Raw genomic sequence first — 18,864 nt, 5'->3', positions numbered from 1 at the left:
ACGGTCGGCGGGGCATTTTTTATATCACAGACCAACGGAGACTATTTTTATGATAAAGACTGTATTATTTGACCTTGACGGCACCCTGCTGAACACCATCGACGACCTTGCCGATGCCGGGAACTGGGTGTGTGCACAAAACGGCTGGCCCACCTTTACAGTGGCGCAGTTCAAGATGATGGTGGGCAACGGCATCCCCAAGCTGGTGGAGCGGTTCTCCCCCGCAGACGCCCGCACCCCGGCGCAGCTGGCGGCGACGCTGACGCAGTTCACCGCCCGGTACGATGCCCACAAGGAGGACAAGACCGCGCCCTACCCCGGCATTCCGGCGCTGCTGGACGCACTGAAAGCCGAGGGCATCCAGTGCGCGGTGTTCTCCAACAAGGCCGATGCCCTGTGCGGCGGCATCATTGCCCACTACTTTGGCACGGAGCGCTTTGACACCGTGCGGGGCAGCCGCCCGGGCGTGCCTACCAAGCCCGACCCCACCGGGCTGTACGCCCTGATGACCGAGCTGGGCGCAGACCCCGCCGCCACCCTTTTTGTGGGCGACAGCGACGTGGACATCCTCACCGGGCACAACGCGCAGCTGCCCGCCATGGGCGCGCTGTGGGGCTTCCGCGGCCGCGCCGAGCTGACCGCCGCCGGTGCGGATGCGCTGGCAGAAGTGCCGGAGGACATTCTGCACTATGTGCAGGAGAGGAATAAATAAAAACACGGGAAGGTCTGCGGATCTTCCCGTGTTTTTGCGTATTTTTGCGGATCAGGATGCCGATTCCAGCGGGTCTACCACCACAGGACAGGTCTCGTACAACTCGATGGGGTCCAAGTCCACACAGCTGCCCGGGTCCCGGTCACCGGTCACATCCCATGCTGCGGTATCGTTCAGGACGGTCAGGCGGCTTTTGAAAAAAGCTTCATTCTGCAAGGGTGCAAAGACCCCGCCCAGTGCAAGCAGCGGCTTTGCGTCATACAGACGCACAGAGCCATCGTTGAAATAGAGGTACACCGTAAAGTCCTCGCCCGCAACAGCCTGCAAGACCTTGGGGAACAACGTATCCATAGAGATGCCTCCTTTTTTAGATCAGCGGTGCAATGTGATTGAGCGGTGCAGCAGTTCTGGCCAGCTCCCAGTTCTGCATCAGCTCATCCTTATGCAGCTCACACCATGCAAGGATCAGCTTCAGCTGCCGCCCCGGCAATGCACCACGGATCACACAGGAATTTTGAATATCGATCAACGCCTTGAATCCGCCGTATTCGGCGTGAAAATGCGGCGGATTATGGTCACTGTAAAACATTGTGACCCGTATCCCGCAAAACAAACTGATCTCCGGCATAACACATCCCACCTTTTCAACGTAAGTATATCTTATTTTTTGAAAAAAGTCTATATCCTGTATTATGTAGCTAGGCTTCCCATCCGGGACAAAGCAAAAACGCCCTTGCGCAATGCGCAAAGGCGTTTTTATGACCCGTACGGGAATCGAACCCATGTTACAGCCGTGAAAGGGCCGTGTCTTAACCGCTTGACCAACGGGCCTTACAAATACAGAGCTTCGCTAAAACCTCCGACTTTCATCGTCCACTACTGCGGACGACCGTCCCCCTTATCTTAGCGAAACTCTGTAACGTGGTAGCGGTAACTGGATTTGAACCGGTGACACTTCGGGTATGAACCGAATGCTCTAGCCAACTGAGCTATACCGCCACATATTTAACTTGCACTCGAACGGTGCTTTATTATTATATCCATAGATGCCCCTTTTGTCAACACATATTTTCAAAAAATTTTGCAGTTTTTTGATATTCTTAATTTATTTACATAGGTGCGTTGAAACATAGGTTTTCTTGTCAGTTTTGCGGGTAAAAAAGCGCTCTCAGGCGCTCCCGCGCCAGATTCCCCCTTTTGTCACCTACGGTGACATCTTCCCCCGGAGCGGGGGAAGTCTTTCCTCAAAGGGAGAGCCAAGCCGTAAAGCCCGTTGCTAAAGCATTAGGCACAATGAGAAAGTTTCCGGCAGTGCTCTTGGCTGAGAGGGCGCACGCCGTTAGCACTGTCGCTAAAGTATCAGGTGCAATGAGAAAGCTTCCGGCAGTGCTCTTGGCTGAAAGAGCGCACCCGCTTCCCACGCAAAAAGCACCGCTTCCCTGTGCGGAAAGCGGTGCTTTTTTCAACCTTTTTCTGCCCGGTTGTGGAAAACCCGGTGCAGTTCTCAGTTCTTCTTATTGGTGGGGACCATGACCTTCAACCCGCCCATGTACGGCTGCAGCACTTCGGGGATGGTCACGCTGCCGTCGGCCTGCAGATGGTTCTCCAGGAAGGCGATCAGCATACGCGGGGGTGCCACGCAGGTGTTGTTCAGGGTGTGAGCCAGATAGGTCTTGCCGTCCTTGCCCTTGATGCGGATGTGCAGGCGGCGTGCCTGTGCGTCACCCAGATTGGAGCAGGAGCAGACCTCGAAGTACTTCTGCTGGCGGGGGCTCCATGCCTCGATATCGCAGCTCTTGACCTTCAGGTCAGCCAGATCGCCGGAGCAGCAGTTCAGCTGACGCACGGGGATCTCCATGCTGCGGAACAGCTCCACGGACATCTGCCACAGCTTCTCGTACCAGTCGGCGCTCTCCTCGGGGCGGCAGACCACGATCATCTCCTGCTTCTCGAACTGGTGGATGCGGTAGATGCCGCGCTCCTCGATGCCGTGTGCGCCCTTCTCCTTGCGGAAGCAGGGGCTGTAAGAGGTCAGGGTCAGGGGCATCTTGCTCTCGTCCAGCGTCTGGTCGATGAAGCGGCCGATCATGGTGTGCTCGCTGGTGCCGATGAGGTACAGGTCCTCACCCTCGATCTTGTACATCATGGCGTCCATCTCAGGGAAGGACATGACGCCCTGCACCACGTTGCCGTGCATCATGAAGGGCGGGATGACGTAGGTAAAGCCCTTGTTGATCATAAAGTCGCGGGCGTAGGCCAGCACAGCCTCGTGCAGGCGTGCGATATTGCCCAGCAGGTAGTAGAAGCCGTTACCGGCCACGCGGCCTGCGGCGTCCATATCGATGCCGTCAAAGCTCTCCATGATCTCGGTGTGGTACGGGATGGGGAAATCCGGCACCACTGGCTCGCCGAAGCGCTGAGCCTCCACGTTATAGGTATCGTCCGGGCCGATGGGCACGCTGGGGTCGATCATCTGGGGAATGGTGTACATGATCTCCTGAATGCGGGCAGACAGTGCCTCCTCTTCCTTCTCCAGCTCTGCCATCTTGTCGGCGTCGGCCTTGACGGCGGCATTGTTGGCGTCGATCTGTGCCTGAATCTCTGCCTTCTGTGCCTCGTCGGTGCACTTCTTCAGCTGGCCGAACAGCGGGCCGTTGGCCTTGCTCAGCTTGTTGCGGGCGGCCTTCAGAGCCTCCACTTCCTTCAGGGCTGCGCGGTACTGGGCATCCTTTTCGATGACCTCGTCCACCAGCGGCAGCTTTGCATCCTGAAACTTCTTTTTGATGTTTTCCTTAACGGCGTCCGGGTTCTCGCGGACAAATTTGATATCCAGCATGATTGACTCTCCTTAACTCTATTGGGCTTGCAGCGGTGCGCCTGGGGCTTTCCGCTGCCGTTCAAAGGCGGCTGTTCCCGCCTTGGATCGCATGATTATTCGGTTTCCATCTGGTACTGTCCCAGCAGGTTTGCAAAGGCGCGCAGCTGCTCATCGGAGTAAAAATGCACCGTCAGCTTGCCCTTGCCGCCGTGGTAGGCCACGTTCACCTCGCTGCCCAGCACCTGCTTCAGGCTCTCCTCCACCTCCACCGGCAAAGTGCCGCGGGGTGCGGGTTCGCGGGGCTCCTTGGCGGGCTTTGCCATCTTTTTGCAAAGCGCCTCAGCCTGACGGACGTTCAGCTGGTTGTCCGCGATGATCTGCGCGGCTTCGGCCTGCAATTCCGGCGTGGGCAGACCCAGCACCACCTTCGCGTGGCCGGTATTGATAAAGCCGCTCTTCAGCAGCTCCAGCACCGTTGCCGGCAGATTGAGCAGACGCAGACTGTTCGCCAGTGCGCTGCGGCTCTTGCCCAGCTTGCGGGCGGCCTGCTCCTGTGTCAGGTCGCAGCGGGTCATCAGCTCCCGGATCCCGGCAGCTTCTTCCACCGGGTCCAGATCCTCCCGCTGCAAGTTTTCCACCAGCGCCAGCTCCATGGCCTGCTCGTCGGACACATCCTTGATGACCACCGGCACCTCGGTTAGACCCGCCATGCGGGAGGCGCGCCAGCGGCGCTCGCCCGCCACGATGCTGTAACCGCCCATGGGTCTTGGCCGCACCGCGATGGGCTGCAGCAAGCCGTGCTCGGCGATGCTGGCAGCCAGCTCACTGAGGGTCTCCTGCTCAAAGGTCTTGCGGGGCTGGTCGGGGTCCGGCTCGATCTCGCGCAGCGGCAGCGTTTCCACCGCTGCGTGCTCTGACTCAAAGACCGGTGCTGCGTCCTCAAACAGACTGTCCAGCCCGCGCCCGAGCCCTCCTTTTCCTCTTGCCATTGTTTACCTTGTTCCCCCTATTTTAATCTTCCAGAGCGTTTTTCGCCTGCTCTGCGGCGGGTGCAGCCTTTGCGCGGGACTTTTTAGGTTCCTGCGGACGGTTGTGCTTGATGAATTCGATGGCCAAGTCCATGTAGGCTTCGCTGCCCTTGCCCTTTGGCTCGTAGAAGTTGATAGGCTGGCCGTAGCTGGGCGCCTCCGAAATGCGGATGGAGCGCGGGATGGTGGTCTTGTACACCTTGGAGCCGAAGTACTTCTGCACCTGCTCCACCACCTGCACGGTCAGGTTGTACCGCAGCGAGAACATGGTGAACACCACGCCCTCGATATCCAGATACGGATTATACTTTTTGCGGATGGTCTTGAGGGTGCTGATGAGCTCCGACAGACCTTCCAGCGCATAGTACTCGCACTGCACCGGGATGAGCACACTGTCGCAGGCGCTCAGGCCGTTGAGGGTGAGCAGATCCAGACTGGGCGGGCAGTCGATAAAGATGAAGTCGTAATCCTTCTGCACCCCAGCCAGCGCCTTGCGCAGACGCCCCTCGCGGCCGGGCAGGTCGATCATTTCCAGGCTGGCACCCGCCAGACGGGTGTTGGAGCCGATGACATCGGTGCGGTACTCGGTATGCCGGATAGCCTGCGCCGCCGTTGCCTTGCCGATAAGCACCTCATAAGTGCCCGCTTCTACGCTGCGCTTTGGGATGCCGTATCCGGTGGTGGTGTTGCCCTGCGGGTCTAAGTCCACGATGAGCACCTTTTTGCCCAGTGCCGCTACGCAGGACGAAAGGTTGACGGCGGTGGTGGTTTTGCCCACTCCGCCCTTCTGGTTTGCGATCGCTACAATTTTTGCCACGCGCTTTTCTTCCTCCCGGGGAAAGATTTGTTCCACATGGAACACGCAGTCGTGCCCGCCGGTTTCCCCGTCCGACAGGCACCTTGGCTTCTAGTATAACACATTCAAATTGGTTTTTGAACCATCTGGAGCGTTTTTCAGCTGGATTTTTAACTTTTGAGGGGTGAAAAGCGGAAATCATCCCTTCCATCTTGCCCAAGGGGACGGCTTTTGGTGGTGGCGGGAAAGTTTCTCGTTGCCTTTGATACATTAGTGACAGAGCTAACGGCGTGCGCCCTCTCAGTCAAAGCCTACGGCTTTGCCAGCTCTCCCAAAGGGAGAGCCAAGAGCACTGCCGGAAGCTTCCTCATTATGCCTAATACTTTAGCATCGGGGCTAACGGCTTGGCTCTCCCTTTGAGGAAAGACTTCCCCCGCTCCGGGGGAAGATGTCACCGTAGGTGACAAAAGGGGGAATCTGGCGCGGGAGCGCCTGAGAGGGCGTGTAAGGCTAACGCGTGCTGCCCCTCATCCGGCGCTGCGCGCCACCGTTCCCCGGTGGGTGAAGGTTTCAGCGATGACGGTAAGGTTCTGGCTGAAGCGCAAAGTTTCCGGGTGCGCTCGCTCCCCCCGGGGAGCTGTCGCGCAGCGACTGAGGGGCTTCAAATCGGCGGAGCCGGAAAAAACGGTTAAAAGATCTTCACGCCGAACAGGCGTGAATCTTCAGTTTTTTCCGGTGTAGCCCTCCTCCTTGGGGTTAAAAGGGGCGAGCAGCCCCTTTTTCGTGGCTCCAGCGCGTCGAAATCGCTGGCACTTTTCTGGTTCTCTTTTGGTGTCAAAAGAGAACATCTCTCGGCTACATCCTCTTCCCCTCTCCCCTGTTCCACATGGAACACTTCACTTCTCCGCGGCGGCGGTTGGGATACGGACGGTGTACTCGATGTAGCCGTCCTTCTCTTCCCGGTGGGCGGTGGCGGGCACGCCGTTGTCGGTCATCAGCCGGATGGCGTGGTCGATGGTGTTGACAAAGATGCGCACGTCCCGCACCATGGAGATGCGGTGCCCGGCCTTGGGCGGGCTGTTCAGCAGCTGCTCGATGTAGCTGTCGGTCTGGCGGGCGTTCAGGCGGCGCTTGGCGATGGTGATGAGCGCTTCGCTGCGGCGGTTCTCCGGCAGGCGCAGCACCGCGCGGGCGTGGCGCTCGGTGAGGTTATTGTCCAGCACGAACTGCCGCTGGTCTGCGGTCAGCTGCAACAGCCGCAGCTTGTTGGCAAAGGTGGGCTGCGCCATGCCCAGACGCTTGGCGGCTTCGGCTTGGGTGCAGTCCCACAGCACCATCACATCCCGCAGCCCCTGCGCCTGCTCAAAGGGGTTCAGGTCGGCGCGCTGGATGTTTTCCAGCAGACCCAGCGCGGCGGTGCGGTCGTCGGCGTAGCTGCACAGGATGGCGGGGATGGTGGTCATCTTTGCCAGCTGGCAGGCGCGCAGCCGCCGCTCCCCCGCCACCAGTTCGTAGCCCTCTGCCGCTCTGCGCACCGTGACCGGCTGGAGCAGACCGTTCTCCCGGATGCTCTGCGCCAGCGCCGTCAGCTCCTGCTCGTCAAAGCTTTTCCGCGCCTGAAAGGGCGACGGGTGGATCTGGTCGATGGGCAGAGAGAGTAATTTCCCGGACGGTTTCTTGCGTTCAAACATGATGCTGCCCCTTTCCTGTGAAATAAACCTTCGGTTTTTCCACATTTCTCCGGGAAATCGTGGAAAACCTGTTCAGCTTCAGTGTAGCACATAAAGAAAGACCCCGCCAGAAATTTCGTTCGGCAGGGTCTTACAGGTTGCGTCAAATCATGCGTTATTTCAGCGGACTTTTTGCAATTTTACCGCCGTTTCTGGGGTATGCTGTCGGAGTTTGCGAAATCTTTTTGCACAAAATCAAAGTGCGGGTATCGCCGCCGGGCAGGTGCAAAGTGCGGGTCTCGCGGTACTCGCCGCCCAGCTTTTTGATAGCACCCCGGGCGGCGGTCAGCTCCTCTTCCCCGGATGCGCCCTTCATGGCAAGGAAGTTGCCGCCCACTTTTACCAGCGGCAGGCAGTATTCTGCCAGCATGGGCAGGGCTGCCACGGCACGGGCAGAGGCAAGATCAAACTGCTCCCGCCAGATCTTGCGGGCGGCTTCCTCGGCGCGCTCCTTGGCAAACTCCACCCCGGTCAGCCCCAGCTGGGCGCAGGCGTACTTCAAAAACTCCACCCGCTTGCCGGTGGGCTCCATCAGGGTCAGCTCCAGCTCCGGTTTGAAAATTTTGGTCACGATGCCCGGAAAGCCTGCACCGGCGCCCACGTCCACCATACGCCCGGCTACCTCCGGCTGGCTGGCAAACAGCAGGCTGTCGAGGAAATGCTTGTCCTCGATGCCCTCCGGGTCGGTGATGGCGGTCAGGTTGACCTTTTGGTTGTAGTCTACAAGGATCTGGGCAAAGGCATCCAGCTGATCCAGCTGGGTGCCGGTGAGGGTGATGTTCCATGTGGAACATTTTTCCTCCAGCCGCTGTTTGTCGATCATAGTGTTTTCCTTTCTGTCGGGTGGTTGGGGGTGCGCAATCGTCTATTTTATCGCAACTTCGTATTATTTTTGTTGTTTCCCTGCCAGTGCAATGCTCAGCTGCGCCACATCGGAGGGCGAAACGCCGGGGATGCGCCCCGCCTGCCCCAGATTGCGGGGACGGATGCGGGCCAGCTTTTCCCGGGCTTCCAGCGTCAGGCCGGTCAGGGCGGCGTACTCGAAATCCTCCGGGATGAGGGTCTTTTCGTGGCGTGCCACCTCCCGGATCATCCGGTCCTGCCGGGCAATGTAGCCGGCGTACTTGATCTCGGTCTCCAGCCGCTCCGCCAGCATGGGGGTGATCTCCTCTCCCCAGCCGATGATGCCCGCCACCAGCGGGTAGCTGATCTCGGGGCGGCGCAGCAGCTCCTCGGCAATGCCGCCCTCGGCGGCAGGGGCAAGACCGGCGGCTTCCATGGCGGCGCGCAGGTCTGCGGTGCGCAGATGCGCTTCGTGCAGGCGGCGGCGCTCGGCTTCCAAGATCTGCTGGGTGTGCTGGTACTTTGCCCAGCGGTCCTCCTGCACAAGGCCGTATTCCCTGCCGATGGGGGTCAGGCGCTGGTCGGCGTTGTCCTGCCGCAGGGTCAGCCGGTACTCGCTGCGGCTGGTCATCATGCGGTAGGGGTCCATGACGCCCTTGGTGACAAGGTCGTCCACCAGCGTGCCCAGATAGCTGGTGTGCCGGGGCAGCACCAGCTGCTCCTTGCCCAGCGCGTTGCGGGCGGCGTTCAATCCCGCCAGCAGACCCTGCGCGGCGGCTTCCTCGTAGCCGGAGGTGCCGTTGAACTGCCCTGCCCCGTACAGACCCCGCACCACCTTGCTTTCCAGCGTGGCTTCCAGACTGGTGGGGTCTACGCAGTCGTACTCGATGGCGTAGGCAGGGCGCATGATCTCCAGATGCTCAAAGCCTTTGATGCTGTGGTAAAAGGCGTTCTGCACGTCCTCCGGCAGACTGCTGGACGCCCCCTGCAAATACATTTCCTCGGTGTTCTCGCCGCAGGGCTCTACGAACAGCGGGTGGCGGTCTTTCCCGGAGAAGCGCACCACCTTGTCCTCGATGGAGGGGCAGTAGCGCGGGCCGACGCCCTCGATCATGCCGCCGTACAGCGGGCTGCGCTGGATATTATCCAGAATGATCCTGTGGGTCTCGGGGTTCGTGTAGGCGATCCAGCATTCCACCTTGTTGTGCATGGGTGCATCGGTCAAAAAGCTGAAGGGCTGCAATTCGCTGTCCGGGTCGCCGGGCTGGCATTCCAGCTTAGAAAAATCAATGCTGCGGCGGTGCACCCGGGCGGGGGTGCCGGTCTTGAACCGGCGCAGCGGCAGACCGGCAGCTTTCAGGCTGTCGGTCAGGGCGTTGGCGGCGTGCATGCCGTCCGGGCCGGAGGCATACCACGCATCGCCCACAAAAATTTTGCCGCCGAGGTTCGTGCCGGTGGCAAGCACCACGCACTTGGCGGTGTATTCGCCGTGCAGTTGGGTAACAACGCCCTTTACATGGCCGTTTTCCACTTCCAGTGCCACCACCTCGGCCTGATGGATAGCCAGCCCCGGGGTCTGTTCCAGCGCGTGCTTCATGTATTCGTTGTAGCGGCGGCGGTCGGTCTGCACCCGCAGTGCGTGCACGGCGGGGCCTTTGCCCTTGTTCAGCATCCGGCTTTGCAGATAGGTGGCATCTGCCGCCAGACCCATCACGCCGCCCAGTGCGTCCACCTCCCGCACCAGCGTGCCCTTGGCGGTGCCGCCGATGCTGGGGTTGCAGGGCATATTGCCGATGGCGTCCAGACTCATGGTAAAGACGGCCGTTTTTGCGCCCAGCACAGCAGCTGCATGGGCGGCTTCGATGCCCGCATGGCCGGCGCCAATGACGATGACATCATAATCTCCTAAGTGGTTCATATACTTTCGGGTTTCCTCTAATCAATGATTTAAAATGCAAATTTTACCTTGGGCTGAACCCTCTCAGTCATCGCTACGCGATGCCAGCTCCCCCGAAGGGGGAGCTTTTTGAGGTAGAGGTAAAGTTTCTTATTGCGTTTGATACTTTAGCACTAGGGCTAACAGCGTGCGCCCTCTCAGGCGCTTCCGCGCCAGCTCCCCCAAAGGGGGAGCCAAGGTCTAAGGCTCGTTGCTAAAGTATTAGGCGAAATGAGAAAGTTTCCGGCAGTGCTCTTGGCTCTCCCTTTGGGAGAGCTGTCACCGCAGGTGACTGAGAGGGCGCACGGGACTAACGGGTACTGCTCCTCATCCAGCGCTGCGCGCCACCTTCCCCCGGCGGGTGAAGGCTTCAGCGGTAGGGATAAGGTTTCCGGTATAGTGCAAAGGCATCCCCGCCCTTATTTCCCCACACAGAACCGTTCGAACACCTGCTCGATGACGGCTTCCGAGGCGTTTTCGCCGGTCAGGTCGCAGAGGGCGTCCAGTGCGTCATCCACGCAGACCGAGACGGCGTCCAGCCCAAAGCCGCCGGCAGCGGCATCCAGTGCGCCGGCTACGGCGTCCCGGGCGCGGAGGGCGGCGGAAAGCTGCCGCTGCCCGGACAGGCTGGCGGCGTGGGGATCGATGCTGCCCGTGCCCAGCAGCCGTGCCACCGCAGCGGCGATGACCTTGCGGCTCCCCTCTTCCCGGCAGCAGACCGGCAGCACCATGGCAAAATAGGGGGCGATGAGCTCTGCATCAAACCGGGTGGGCTTGTCCTCCTTGTTGACAAGGGCAATGGCGGGGCGACCCGCGCAGCGCTGTGCCAGCGCCAAGTCCTCCCGGCTGGGCGGCTCGGAGCCGTCAAAGACGGCAAGGATCAGCCCGGCCTCTTCCAGTTTTTTCCAGCTGCGGCGGATGCCCTCAGCCTCGATGGCGTCCTCGGTCTCCCGCAGACCGGCGGTGTCAAAAAGGTTCAGCCGGATATCCCCCAGCTGCACCGCCTGCTCCACCACATCGCGGGTGGTGCCCGCCACCGGGGTGACGATGGCGCGGTCGAACCCGGCCAGCAGATTGAGCAAGGTAGACTTGCCCGCGTTGGGGCGTCCCACGATGGCGCAGTCCACGCCCTCGCGCAGCACCGCACCGGCATCGTAGCTGCGGATGAGGGCGTCCAGCTCCTCCCGCACTGCGCCCAGCACGGTGCGCAGGTGGGCGGGATCCAGCTCCGGCACATCCTCCTCCGGGAAGTCCACCCAAGCAGCCAGATGCGCCTGCAGGGCGGTCAGCTGGGCTTTCTGGGCGTTGATCTTTTTCGCCAGTGCGCCGCCCAGCGCGGCATTGGCCAGCGCTGCCCCCTGCCGCCCGTCCGCTGCGATCAAATCCATGACCGCTTCGGCCTGCGTCAGGCCCAGCTTGCCGTTCAGAAAGGCGCGGCGGGTGTACTCGCCGGGGGCGGCAGGCTGCGCACCCGCTGTAAGACAGGCTTCCACCAGCCGCCGCGCCACCGCGCTGCCGCCGTGGCAGGAAAGCTCCACCACGTCCTCGCCGGTGTAGCTGTGGGGTGCACGGAAAAACAGGGCGACGCCCTCGTCAAAGGCTTCTTCCTTATCCACGAAATGCCCGAACAGTGCGGTGTAGCCCTTGGCCTGTTCCACCTTTTTTGCCGGGTTTGCCGGGCGAAACACCCGGGCAGCCACGGCGTAGCTCTCTGCGCCGGACAGGCGCACCACGGCAATGCCGCCCGCCCCGGGGGGCGTTGCGATGGCGGCAATGGTCGATCCCTGCATACTGCATCCTTTCCGCGCACCGCCCTTTGCGGGTGCGCTGCTGGTGCGCCCGCTGCGGCAGAGCCGCCGCAGCGCACACTTTCTGATTTTACAGCTTATTTTACCACGTTTTTGCGCAAAAAGATACACCCGCCGCGCGGTTTTTCCACATCTTCCAAAATGTTTGTGGAAAAAGAGATCGAAAATGGCGGGTACTTTCTCTTTGTACTTAATACTTTAGTGCTAAACTTTACGGCTTGAACCCTCTCCGTCATCGCCTACGGCGATGCCACCTCCCCCGAAAGGGGGAGGTTTTGCTCTACTTACCGCCAGATGGCGAAAAGCTCCCCCTTCGGGGGAGCTGCTGAGCGCAGCGAAGCGGAGAGGGTTTACCCCGCGAGAAACTCCCCCAGTCATCTCGCTTTGCTCGATGCCAGATTCCCCTTTTTGTCGCTGCGCGACATCTTCCCCCGCTCCGGGGGAAGTCGTCTTCGGAGATGGGGCCTTTGGCATGGCGGCGAAGTTTTTGGCTAAAGTGCAAAACGTCCGGGCGCGCCAGAGGCTCCCTCCCAGAGGGAGCTGGCAAAACCGTCAGGTTTTGACTGAGGGAGTCAAGGGGCTGTTGCAAAAAGCAGCGTCCATATTTTTAACGGTAACATGCGATAATCTTTAAGAAATTTCACAAAAAACAAATTGAAAATTAGTTTAAACAGCGGTATACTGATGGCAAGAAAGGCTTTCCATAGAAGGAGGAATCAACATGAAAAGAAAACTTTCTGCCGCATTGTTTACAATAGTGCTGCTGTGTGTGTGCTTCTGTGGCAGTGCATTTGCGACTAAAAAGCCAAGCATCGAAGTGATAACATTGCAAGTTCAATGGGGAAATAATTGTGCATGGAATCCAACATTTTATTATCGCAATAATACAAACAAAGCAATGAAGTATATTGATTTCTATACGACTGCGTACAATCGTGTCGGAGATCCTGTTCCTGCTTTTGCAACAAAAAAGTTAACTGTAGTTGGGCCTGACCAGCCTTTTCGGGTTATAAAAAATGTTGACGCGCAGTTGAATATGAATCGTCAGCTTTCAGATGATAGTCCATTTAAATATTACACAAATACGGACTATTTCGTTTCAATCGGCGATGATGATATTCTGACACCGGTTTACTGTGATTTGCATGGAAACTTCTTTGTTGTGCCGGATACAGATGACAGCGACAGTTGCACATATCTGTCTGATGATGAAGTCCAGAATGCAATGTGCAACAGAGTGGCTAGTTTTAGCGATATTTGGTGGAAGAGCAATGTAATCGACCACATCAATGTGGATTATGCTGTTATCATCTATATGGATGGAAGCACAGAAACTGTCAGAAATGTTGATAATGGTTCACATCGGGGAATACAGCTGCAGAATCCTCCGTTTGCACAGCAGCTGGCACAGTACCAGGCAGTTTACAATTACAAGAATTATCTGAAACTGAATCCTGACCTTGTAGAGGCATTTGGAACAAATCAGAAAGCACTTTTTGAGCATTTTGTTACAAATGGCATGAAAGAGGGGCGGCAGGGAAATTATCAGTTCAACCTGGCTGCCTATAAGACAAATAACCCGGATCTTGTAGCAGCGTTTGGCAATAGTAATGTGAAATACTACGAACATTATATTTCTAACGGAAAGGCAGAAGGCAGAATTGCAAGCTAAGGCAATACCGCACAATGGCAATATAACCACAGAAGTGATATAATACAGATGTGAACAAATAAATGAGTCTGTCGGCGCTGAGCGATGAGTTGTCGCAGGTGCTGACAAAGAAACGCGAATTTCTAGCAGAGATAGACCGCATCGTACCGTGCTGAGCGCAGCGAAGCTGAGAGGGTTCAGCCCGCTGAAAACCTGTGCAGACTTTTCCCGCAGCGCTGCGCTTTCGCAGAAAGCGGCGCTGCAAATGCCGTTTTACTCCACGACCCCCTCCTGTGAAACCAAAAAAGCGCCCCGCATTTCCACCGGAAATGCGGGGCGCTTCATGGTTCTGTTTCGGGTTACAGCTTACAGCTCGATCTTGCCGAAGCTGAAATCTGCAAAGTCGTCCACGCGCTCGGTGCGCTTGGGTGCTACGGGTGCTGCGCTCTCGGCGTCGCGGGGGGCGTAGGTGCGCTCCGGCACGCTGGACGGACGTGAGCCGCGGGGTGCACCGCTGCGGCTGCCACGGTAGCCGCCGTTGCGGCCGCCGTTCTCGCTGCGGCGCTCGCCGCGATAACCGCCGTTGCGGCTGCCGCCGGGACGGCGGCCATTCCGGTTGCCGCCACGGCCACGGCGCTCGCCGTAGGTGTTCTCGGTCTGGGCATCCGGTGCGGTGGAGTAGATGACCACGCGGCGGTCACGGCCTTCGCCCTTGCTCTCGCTGCGCACACCCTCCATCTTGCTGATGGCAGAGTGGATGATGCGGCGCTCGTAGGGGTTCATGGGCTCCATGGCAAAGCTGCGGCCGGTCTTGCGCACCTTGGCGCCAATGCGCTGTGCCAGTGCAGTCAGGTCGCTCTCGCGCTTATCGCGGTAGCCTGCAACGTCCAGACCCAGCTTGATGTAATCGCCTTCCAGACGGTTAGCCACAAGGCTTGCCAGATAGGACAGGCTCTCCATGGTCTCGCCGCGGCGGCCGATGAGGGCACCCAGCTTTTCACCGTCCAGACGGATGATGGTGGCTTCGCCCTTCTGCACGGCGCTGAAGGTCACATTCTCCACGCCCATCAGGGTGATGACCTCCCGCAGATAGTCCACAGCGGCCTTCACCTTGGCGTTCTCCTCGATGACGATGGGCACCTCCACCTCTTCTGCCTCCTCGGCAGTCTCGGCGGGCTGCTCGGCAGCGGGGGTCTGCTCTGCGGCGGGAGCAGCGGGAACTTCCTCTGCCACGGGGGCAGTCTCCTGCACGGGGGCGGCAGTCTCAACCGGCTGCTCCGCCACAACCTCCACCGGCTTTGCGGGCGCAGCGGCGGGGGCATCCGGCTCTTCCACGCTCACGCGCACCTTGGCGGGGGTGGTCTTTAAGCCCAGAAAACCGGTCTTCTGGGGCATTTCCAGCACTTCATAGCTGACATTCAGATCGTCGGCCTGCACGCCCAGCAGGGCACAGGCTTTGGCGCGGGCTTCGTCCACCGTCTTGCCGGTGGATTCCTGTGTACGGATCATAACCGTTTACCTCCCTTGTTACTGTTTATCCTGCTTGTCAAGCTCGCTCAGCGGCACGGTGCGCTCGTCCTTGTAGCGCTCGGCGTCCAGCTGACGGGCATACTCCAGCCGGCGCTTGTTCATCTCGCTGGCGGAAAGGTTCTTTTCCACGGTCTTGCCGGTCTTGGGGTCGGTCACCGTGATGGTGGTGTTCTTCACACCGCGCTTTTCCTGCTTGCGCTTGGCGGCGATCTCCGCTTCCACTTCCTTGCGCATCTTCTCGGGGTCGTAGAACTTGCGCATGACCTGAGTCTGTGCGGTCATAACGATGTTGGAAATGACGTAGTACAGAGAGAATGCCAGCGGGTAGGTAAAGCAGAAGAACAGGTACAGCAGCGGCATCATGTACATGGTCAGCTTCATGCTGCCCTGCATCTGCTGGCCGGAGGCCTTCATGCTGATGTGGGTGGACAGGAACATGGTGAGGACCGACAGCAGCGGCAGGACGATGTCCAGAGAAAGCCCCAGCTTCGGGATGCGGGTCAGGTCGATGCCAAAGAAGTTCATGTGCTGGCTGAACTCGGTGATGGTAGCGATCTGCTGTGCGGTAAAGCAGCCCAGCACGCCGCTGTTGCCGGCAACCACCTCGGCGATGATGTTGGTATCGCGGGTGATGGCGGTAAAGGAGATGCCGGCGGCGGTCATCGCCTCGCCTGCGCTGGCAAGTGCAGCGGCGTTGATGTGGAAAATACGCTCCAGCGGGTTATACACCACGCCGATAACACCGAACATGACAAGGAAATTCAGCAGCATGGGCATGCAGCCGGCCGTGGGCTTATAGCCAAAGTCCTGCTGCAGCTTCATCAGTTCTTCCTGCTGCTTTTCGGGCTTATCCTTGTACTTGGTCTGGATCTCCGCGATCATGGGCTGGAAGGCAGACATTTTTGCCATGCTCTTCTGCTGGCTGGTCTGCAGGGGGATCTTGACAATGTTGATGAGCAGGGTGAAGAGGATGATGTCCCAGCCGTAGTTCGGCAGCAGCTTGTAGATCCACTCCATGACATAGCCGAGAGGACCGCTCAGGATGTAAAAGAAGTTCATACCTTTGTCCATTCTGCCCCGGCTGTGGCCCGGGACGCATTATTTTTTTATCGTAGGACACGCCGCCCACAGTGCAGCGCGTCACAAGAAGCGAAAACTTTATCCCCTGTGCCGCTTTTCGAACAGCTTTGCGGGCTGTAAATTGCGGGCGGGGCTTTGCCAGCGGCCGGGCGGCGGCACGGGGTCGTAGCCCCATTTACCCAAGGGATTACACCGCGCAATGCGCCATGCGCCCAGCAGAATTCCTTTTATACAGCCGTGGGTCAGGATGGCCTGCATGGTGTAGTTGCTGCAGCTGGGCGAAAACCGGCAACTGCGGCCGATCCATGGGCTGAGGGTGTACTGGTAGATGCGGATGGGCACGCACAATGCCCTGCGGCAGAGCATTTGCAGCCGGTTCACGCGCGGGGCTCCGGCTTTTGCTTGCGGGCAGGGGGCACGGTGGCGGGCGGCTTTGCGTCCGGGCGCTTTGCCTTATCCGGCAGACCGGCCTGGGCAAACAGCTTTGCCACAACACTGCTCAGCTGCCAGCTTTTCAGTTTGGGGGTCATGCCCCGGGCCACGAAGATCAGATCGTAGCCGCCGATATTATAATCCAGATGCTCGTCAATGGCGGCCTTCATCACGCGGCGGGCGCGGTTGCGCTGCACGGCGTGGCCGATCTTTTTGGTGGCGGTCAGGCCCACCCGGGTGTTGCGGCCCCGGGTCTTGAGCACATACAGCACCAGTGCCGGGTTCACATAGGACTTGCCGCGGGCGTACACACGGCCAAACTCGCTGTTGCGGCGGATCGGACGATAACGCATAACATCGGCACCTCCTTTCGTCCGGGTGCACATAGGTGCACTCTTTAGCCAGTATATCAAAAATTTTTGCAGTTTAAAAGCCCATCCGGGCATTTTTTACGAAAAAACTTTTGACGGGTAAAAAAAAATAAGACCGCCAATGGGATATCAGCGGTCTTTTGTGCGCATATTCATTTCTGCGCCGGATCTCACCTGCAAGGCAGAGATCAGACAGTCAGGCTCTTGCGGCCCTTTGCACGGCGAGCATTGATGACCTTACGGCCGTTCTTGGTGCTCATGCGGGTCAGAAAGCCATGAACTTCCTTGCGCTGACGCTTCTTGGGCTGAAAAGTTCTCTTCATGGTTGTATCCTCCGTAAAAACTTATCCCCGGTATGGGGTCTTGATCGGTCCCAGATTGGGGACAGGCTTGCAATTCAACAGTATATCGCATAGTATGACGTTCTGTCAAGCATTTTTTGCAGTTTTCTGCAAACTTTTTTCTGATTTTTCTGTTAAAAGCTTTTCAACTTTTTCACCATTTTGCTGTGGAAAACTTTTTTCTACCAGATATTGTGGTTTTTTTGGCGTGTTTCCACAAGGGCGCTGCGGGGGCTTATCTTATGTATTATAAATTACATTATAGTAATATAGACGCAGGGAGTTTTTTGTGGTATACTAACATGGTATCAGCAGCATTGTTGAAAACTTCGACCGATTCAATGGAGTGGATGTTTTATGGATTCTTTCAAGGACGTTTTAGAAGCGGCCCAGATGTACTGCAAGGCGCAGATGGCCGAGCCAACGTACAATCTCTATATCGACGGGTTGGAGCCCATCAGCTTTGAGGACTCCAGCCATATCACCCTGTCGGTGCGCAACGATTTTATCTGCAAGATCGTCACCGACCGGTACCTCGGCCTGCTCAAGGAGGCCTTCAAGTCCGTGCTGGGCTTTGATGTGGACATCACCCTTGTGGTGCCCAGCACCCCGCCCCACGAGGTAGTGCTGGCTCAGCAGTACGAGGCAAACCCCGCCTCCCCGCAGGGCAACTACGAGTTCACCTTTGAAAATTTCATCAAGGGGCCGTCCAACCAGTTTGCGTTTGCTGCTGCGCAGGCTGTGGCGGCAAACCCCTCCGGGGCCTATAACCCCCTGTTCATCTACGGCGGCTCCGGCCTTGGCAAGACCCATCTGCTGACCGCCATTCAGACCGAGATCAAGCGCACCCACCCCGATTTCGTCATCATGTATGTCACCTGCGAGCAGTTCACCAACGAGCTGATCGCCGCCATCCGCGCCGGCAGCACCGAGGACTTCCGCATGAAGTACCGCGTGGCAGACCTTTTGCTGGTGGACGATATCCAGTTCATCGCGGGCAAGGAGTCCACGCAGGAGGAGTTCTTCCACACCTTCAACTCCCTGCATGATGCCCACAAGCAGATCGTCATCGCCTCCGACCGCCCCGCCAAGGAGATCAAGAGCCTGGAAGAGCGTCTGCGCACCCGCTTTGAGTGGGGTCTGACCGCCGATGTGCAGCCGCCGGATTTTGAGACCCGCGTCGCCATCGTGAAGCGCAAGGCAGAGCTTTTGCATCTGGACCTGCCCGAGGACGTGGCAGAGTTCATTGCCAACCACCTGAAAAATAACATCCGCCAGCTGGAAGGCGCAGTGAAAAAGCTGAACGCCTATTATATGCTGGAGGGCATCCAGCCGGTGATCAGCGTAGCGCAGAACGCCATCAAGGATATCCTCAACGAGACCCAGCCGGTACCGGTGACCATTGAAAAGATCATCGGCGAGGTGTCCCGCACCTTCAACGTGTCCCCTGCCGACATCCGGGGCACCAAGCGCAACGCCAACGTGGCTTCCGCCCGGCGCGTGGCCATCTATATCCTGCGGGAGGTCACCGGCATGAGCATGGAGGAGATCGGGCGGGAATTTTCCGGCCGCGACCACTCCACCATCGTCTACTCCCTCAAGACCATGGAGCGGGACATGAAGAACGACCAGCACCTGCGGGAGACCGTGAGCGATATCATCAAGAACGTGAAGGCCTGAACCGGGGAAAACCGGGTAAAAGTCATACTCATTTTAGGGTGTGACCCCAAAATATGGGGAGAAAACGGAACAAAAGGGGGAAAATACGCCTATATCTTGTGGCAAAAA

General features: G+C 58.4%; 17 protein-coding genes and 2 tRNA genes. 3 read left to right on the top strand and 16 right to left on the bottom strand.

The window, feature by feature from the left end:
• The first annotated feature begins 49 nt into the window (after positions 1 to 49).
• The gene (locus ACXPUX_RS03085) at positions 50 to 712 is read left to right on the top strand and encodes an HAD family hydrolase (RefSeq protein ID WP_458829938.1); all 663 of its coding nucleotides are present in this window, start codon (positions 50 to 52) and stop codon (positions 710 to 712) included.
• 51 nt (positions 713 to 763) lie between these two features.
• Here ACXPUX_RS03085 and ACXPUX_RS03080 read toward each other — a convergent pair whose 3' ends face one another.
• The 11 genes from ACXPUX_RS03080 to mnmE all read right to left on the bottom strand — a co-directional run bounded on the left by ACXPUX_RS03080 (position 764) and on the right by mnmE (position 11,653).
• Entirely contained in the window at positions 764 to 1,063 is a 300-nt protein-coding gene (locus tag ACXPUX_RS03080) for a DUF2442 domain-containing protein (RefSeq protein ID WP_458829936.1), read from the bottom strand.
• A gap of 16 nt (positions 1,064 to 1,079) precedes the next feature.
• Positions 1,080 to 1,340, bottom strand: a complete 261-nt coding sequence (locus tag ACXPUX_RS03075) for a DUF4160 domain-containing protein (RefSeq protein WP_055186396.1) — start codon at positions 1,338 to 1,340, stop codon at positions 1,080 to 1,082.
• Positions 1,341 to 1,471: 131 nt separating this feature from the next.
• A tRNA-Glu gene (locus ACXPUX_RS03070) sits at positions 1,472 to 1,543 on the bottom strand.
• 91 nt (positions 1,544 to 1,634) lie between these two features.
• Positions 1,635 to 1,711: transfer RNA gene (locus ACXPUX_RS03065), tRNA-Met, on the bottom strand.
• Between the two features lie 505 nt (positions 1,712 to 2,216).
• Positions 2,217 to 3,548: a serine--tRNA ligase gene (serS, locus tag ACXPUX_RS03060; protein WP_458829934.1), complete on the bottom strand. Its 1,332-nt coding sequence runs from the start codon at positions 3,546 to 3,548 to the stop codon at positions 2,217 to 2,219.
• A 95-nt stretch (positions 3,549 to 3,643) separates the two neighbouring features.
• Positions 3,644 to 4,519: a ParB/RepB/Spo0J family partition protein gene (locus tag ACXPUX_RS03055; protein WP_458829932.1), complete on the bottom strand. Its 876-nt coding sequence runs from the start codon at positions 4,517 to 4,519 to the stop codon at positions 3,644 to 3,646.
• A gap of 22 nt (positions 4,520 to 4,541) precedes the next feature.
• On the bottom strand, positions 4,542 to 5,375 hold the full coding sequence (locus ACXPUX_RS03050) for a ParA family protein (protein ID WP_458829930.1): 834 nt from the start codon (positions 5,373 to 5,375) through the stop codon (positions 4,542 to 4,544).
• Between the two features lie 875 nt (positions 5,376 to 6,250).
• Entirely contained in the window at positions 6,251 to 7,045 is a 795-nt protein-coding gene (locus ACXPUX_RS03045) for a ParB/RepB/Spo0J family partition protein (RefSeq protein WP_097778935.1), read from the bottom strand.
• 154 nt (positions 7,046 to 7,199) lie between these two features.
• The gene (gene rsmG / locus ACXPUX_RS03040; protein ID WP_458829927.1) at positions 7,200 to 7,907 is read right to left on the bottom strand and encodes a 16S rRNA (guanine(527)-N(7))-methyltransferase RsmG; all 708 of its coding nucleotides are present in this window, start codon (positions 7,905 to 7,907) and stop codon (positions 7,200 to 7,202) included.
• Between the two features lie 63 nt (positions 7,908 to 7,970).
• A complete protein-coding gene (gene mnmG / locus ACXPUX_RS03035) occupies positions 7,971 to 9,845 on the bottom strand; it encodes a tRNA uridine-5-carboxymethylaminomethyl(34) synthesis enzyme MnmG (RefSeq protein WP_458829925.1) in 1,875 nt (624 codons plus the stop codon).
• 437 nt (positions 9,846 to 10,282) lie between these two features.
• Positions 10,283 to 11,653, bottom strand: a complete 1,371-nt coding sequence (gene mnmE, locus ACXPUX_RS03030) for a tRNA uridine-5-carboxymethylaminomethyl(34) synthesis GTPase MnmE (RefSeq protein ID WP_458829923.1) — start codon at positions 11,651 to 11,653, stop codon at positions 10,283 to 10,285.
• Between the two features lie 739 nt (positions 11,654 to 12,392).
• Between mnmE and ACXPUX_RS03025 the strand changes: the two genes are divergently transcribed.
• Positions 12,393 to 13,343 (top strand): hypothetical protein, encoded by a 951-nt coding sequence (locus tag ACXPUX_RS03025; protein WP_458829921.1) that lies wholly within the window; start codon positions 12,393 to 12,395, stop codon positions 13,341 to 13,343.
• 345 nt (positions 13,344 to 13,688) lie between these two features.
• Here ACXPUX_RS03025 and jag read toward each other — a convergent pair whose 3' ends face one another.
• From jag to rpmH, 5 genes are all read right to left on the bottom strand, one after another.
• Positions 13,689 to 14,831, bottom strand: coding sequence for an RNA-binding cell elongation regulator Jag/EloR (gene jag, locus ACXPUX_RS03020; protein ID WP_458829919.1), 1,143 nt, complete (start codon positions 14,829 to 14,831; stop codon positions 13,689 to 13,691).
• A gap of 18 nt (positions 14,832 to 14,849) precedes the next feature.
• Complete coding sequence (locus ACXPUX_RS03015) at positions 14,850 to 15,911, bottom strand: YidC/Oxa1 family membrane protein insertase (RefSeq protein WP_458829917.1); 1,062 nt, start codon at positions 15,909 to 15,911, stop codon at positions 14,850 to 14,852.
• Positions 15,912 to 16,010: 99 nt separating this feature from the next.
• Positions 16,011 to 16,313, bottom strand: a complete 303-nt coding sequence (yidD, locus tag ACXPUX_RS03010) for a membrane protein insertion efficiency factor YidD (RefSeq protein WP_242651874.1) — start codon at positions 16,311 to 16,313, stop codon at positions 16,011 to 16,013.
• Positions 16,310 to 16,717 carry a ribonuclease P protein component gene (gene rnpA / locus ACXPUX_RS03005; protein ID WP_270565295.1) on the bottom strand — a complete coding sequence of 136 codons (408 nt, stop codon included), beginning with the start codon at positions 16,715 to 16,717 and terminating at the stop codon, positions 16,310 to 16,312. Before rnpA ends, yidD begins: the two co-directional genes overlap by 4 nt.
• A gap of 206 nt (positions 16,718 to 16,923) precedes the next feature.
• Positions 16,924 to 17,058 carry a 50S ribosomal protein L34 gene (gene rpmH / locus ACXPUX_RS03000; RefSeq protein WP_005924258.1) on the bottom strand — a complete coding sequence of 45 codons (135 nt, stop codon included), beginning with the start codon at positions 17,056 to 17,058 and terminating at the stop codon, positions 16,924 to 16,926.
• Between the two features lie 375 nt (positions 17,059 to 17,433).
• Here rpmH and dnaA point away from each other — a divergent pair, with 375 nt between their 5' ends.
• Positions 17,434 to 18,756 (top strand): chromosomal replication initiator protein DnaA, encoded by a 1,323-nt coding sequence (gene dnaA / locus ACXPUX_RS02995; RefSeq protein ID WP_005924255.1) that lies wholly within the window; start codon positions 17,434 to 17,436, stop codon positions 18,754 to 18,756.
• Positions 18,757 to 18,864 lie beyond the last annotated feature (108 nt).

The organism is Faecalibacterium sp. PGM34, assembly GCF_054456555.1.
This window is presented reverse-complemented; position numbering and strand designations above follow the sequence as displayed.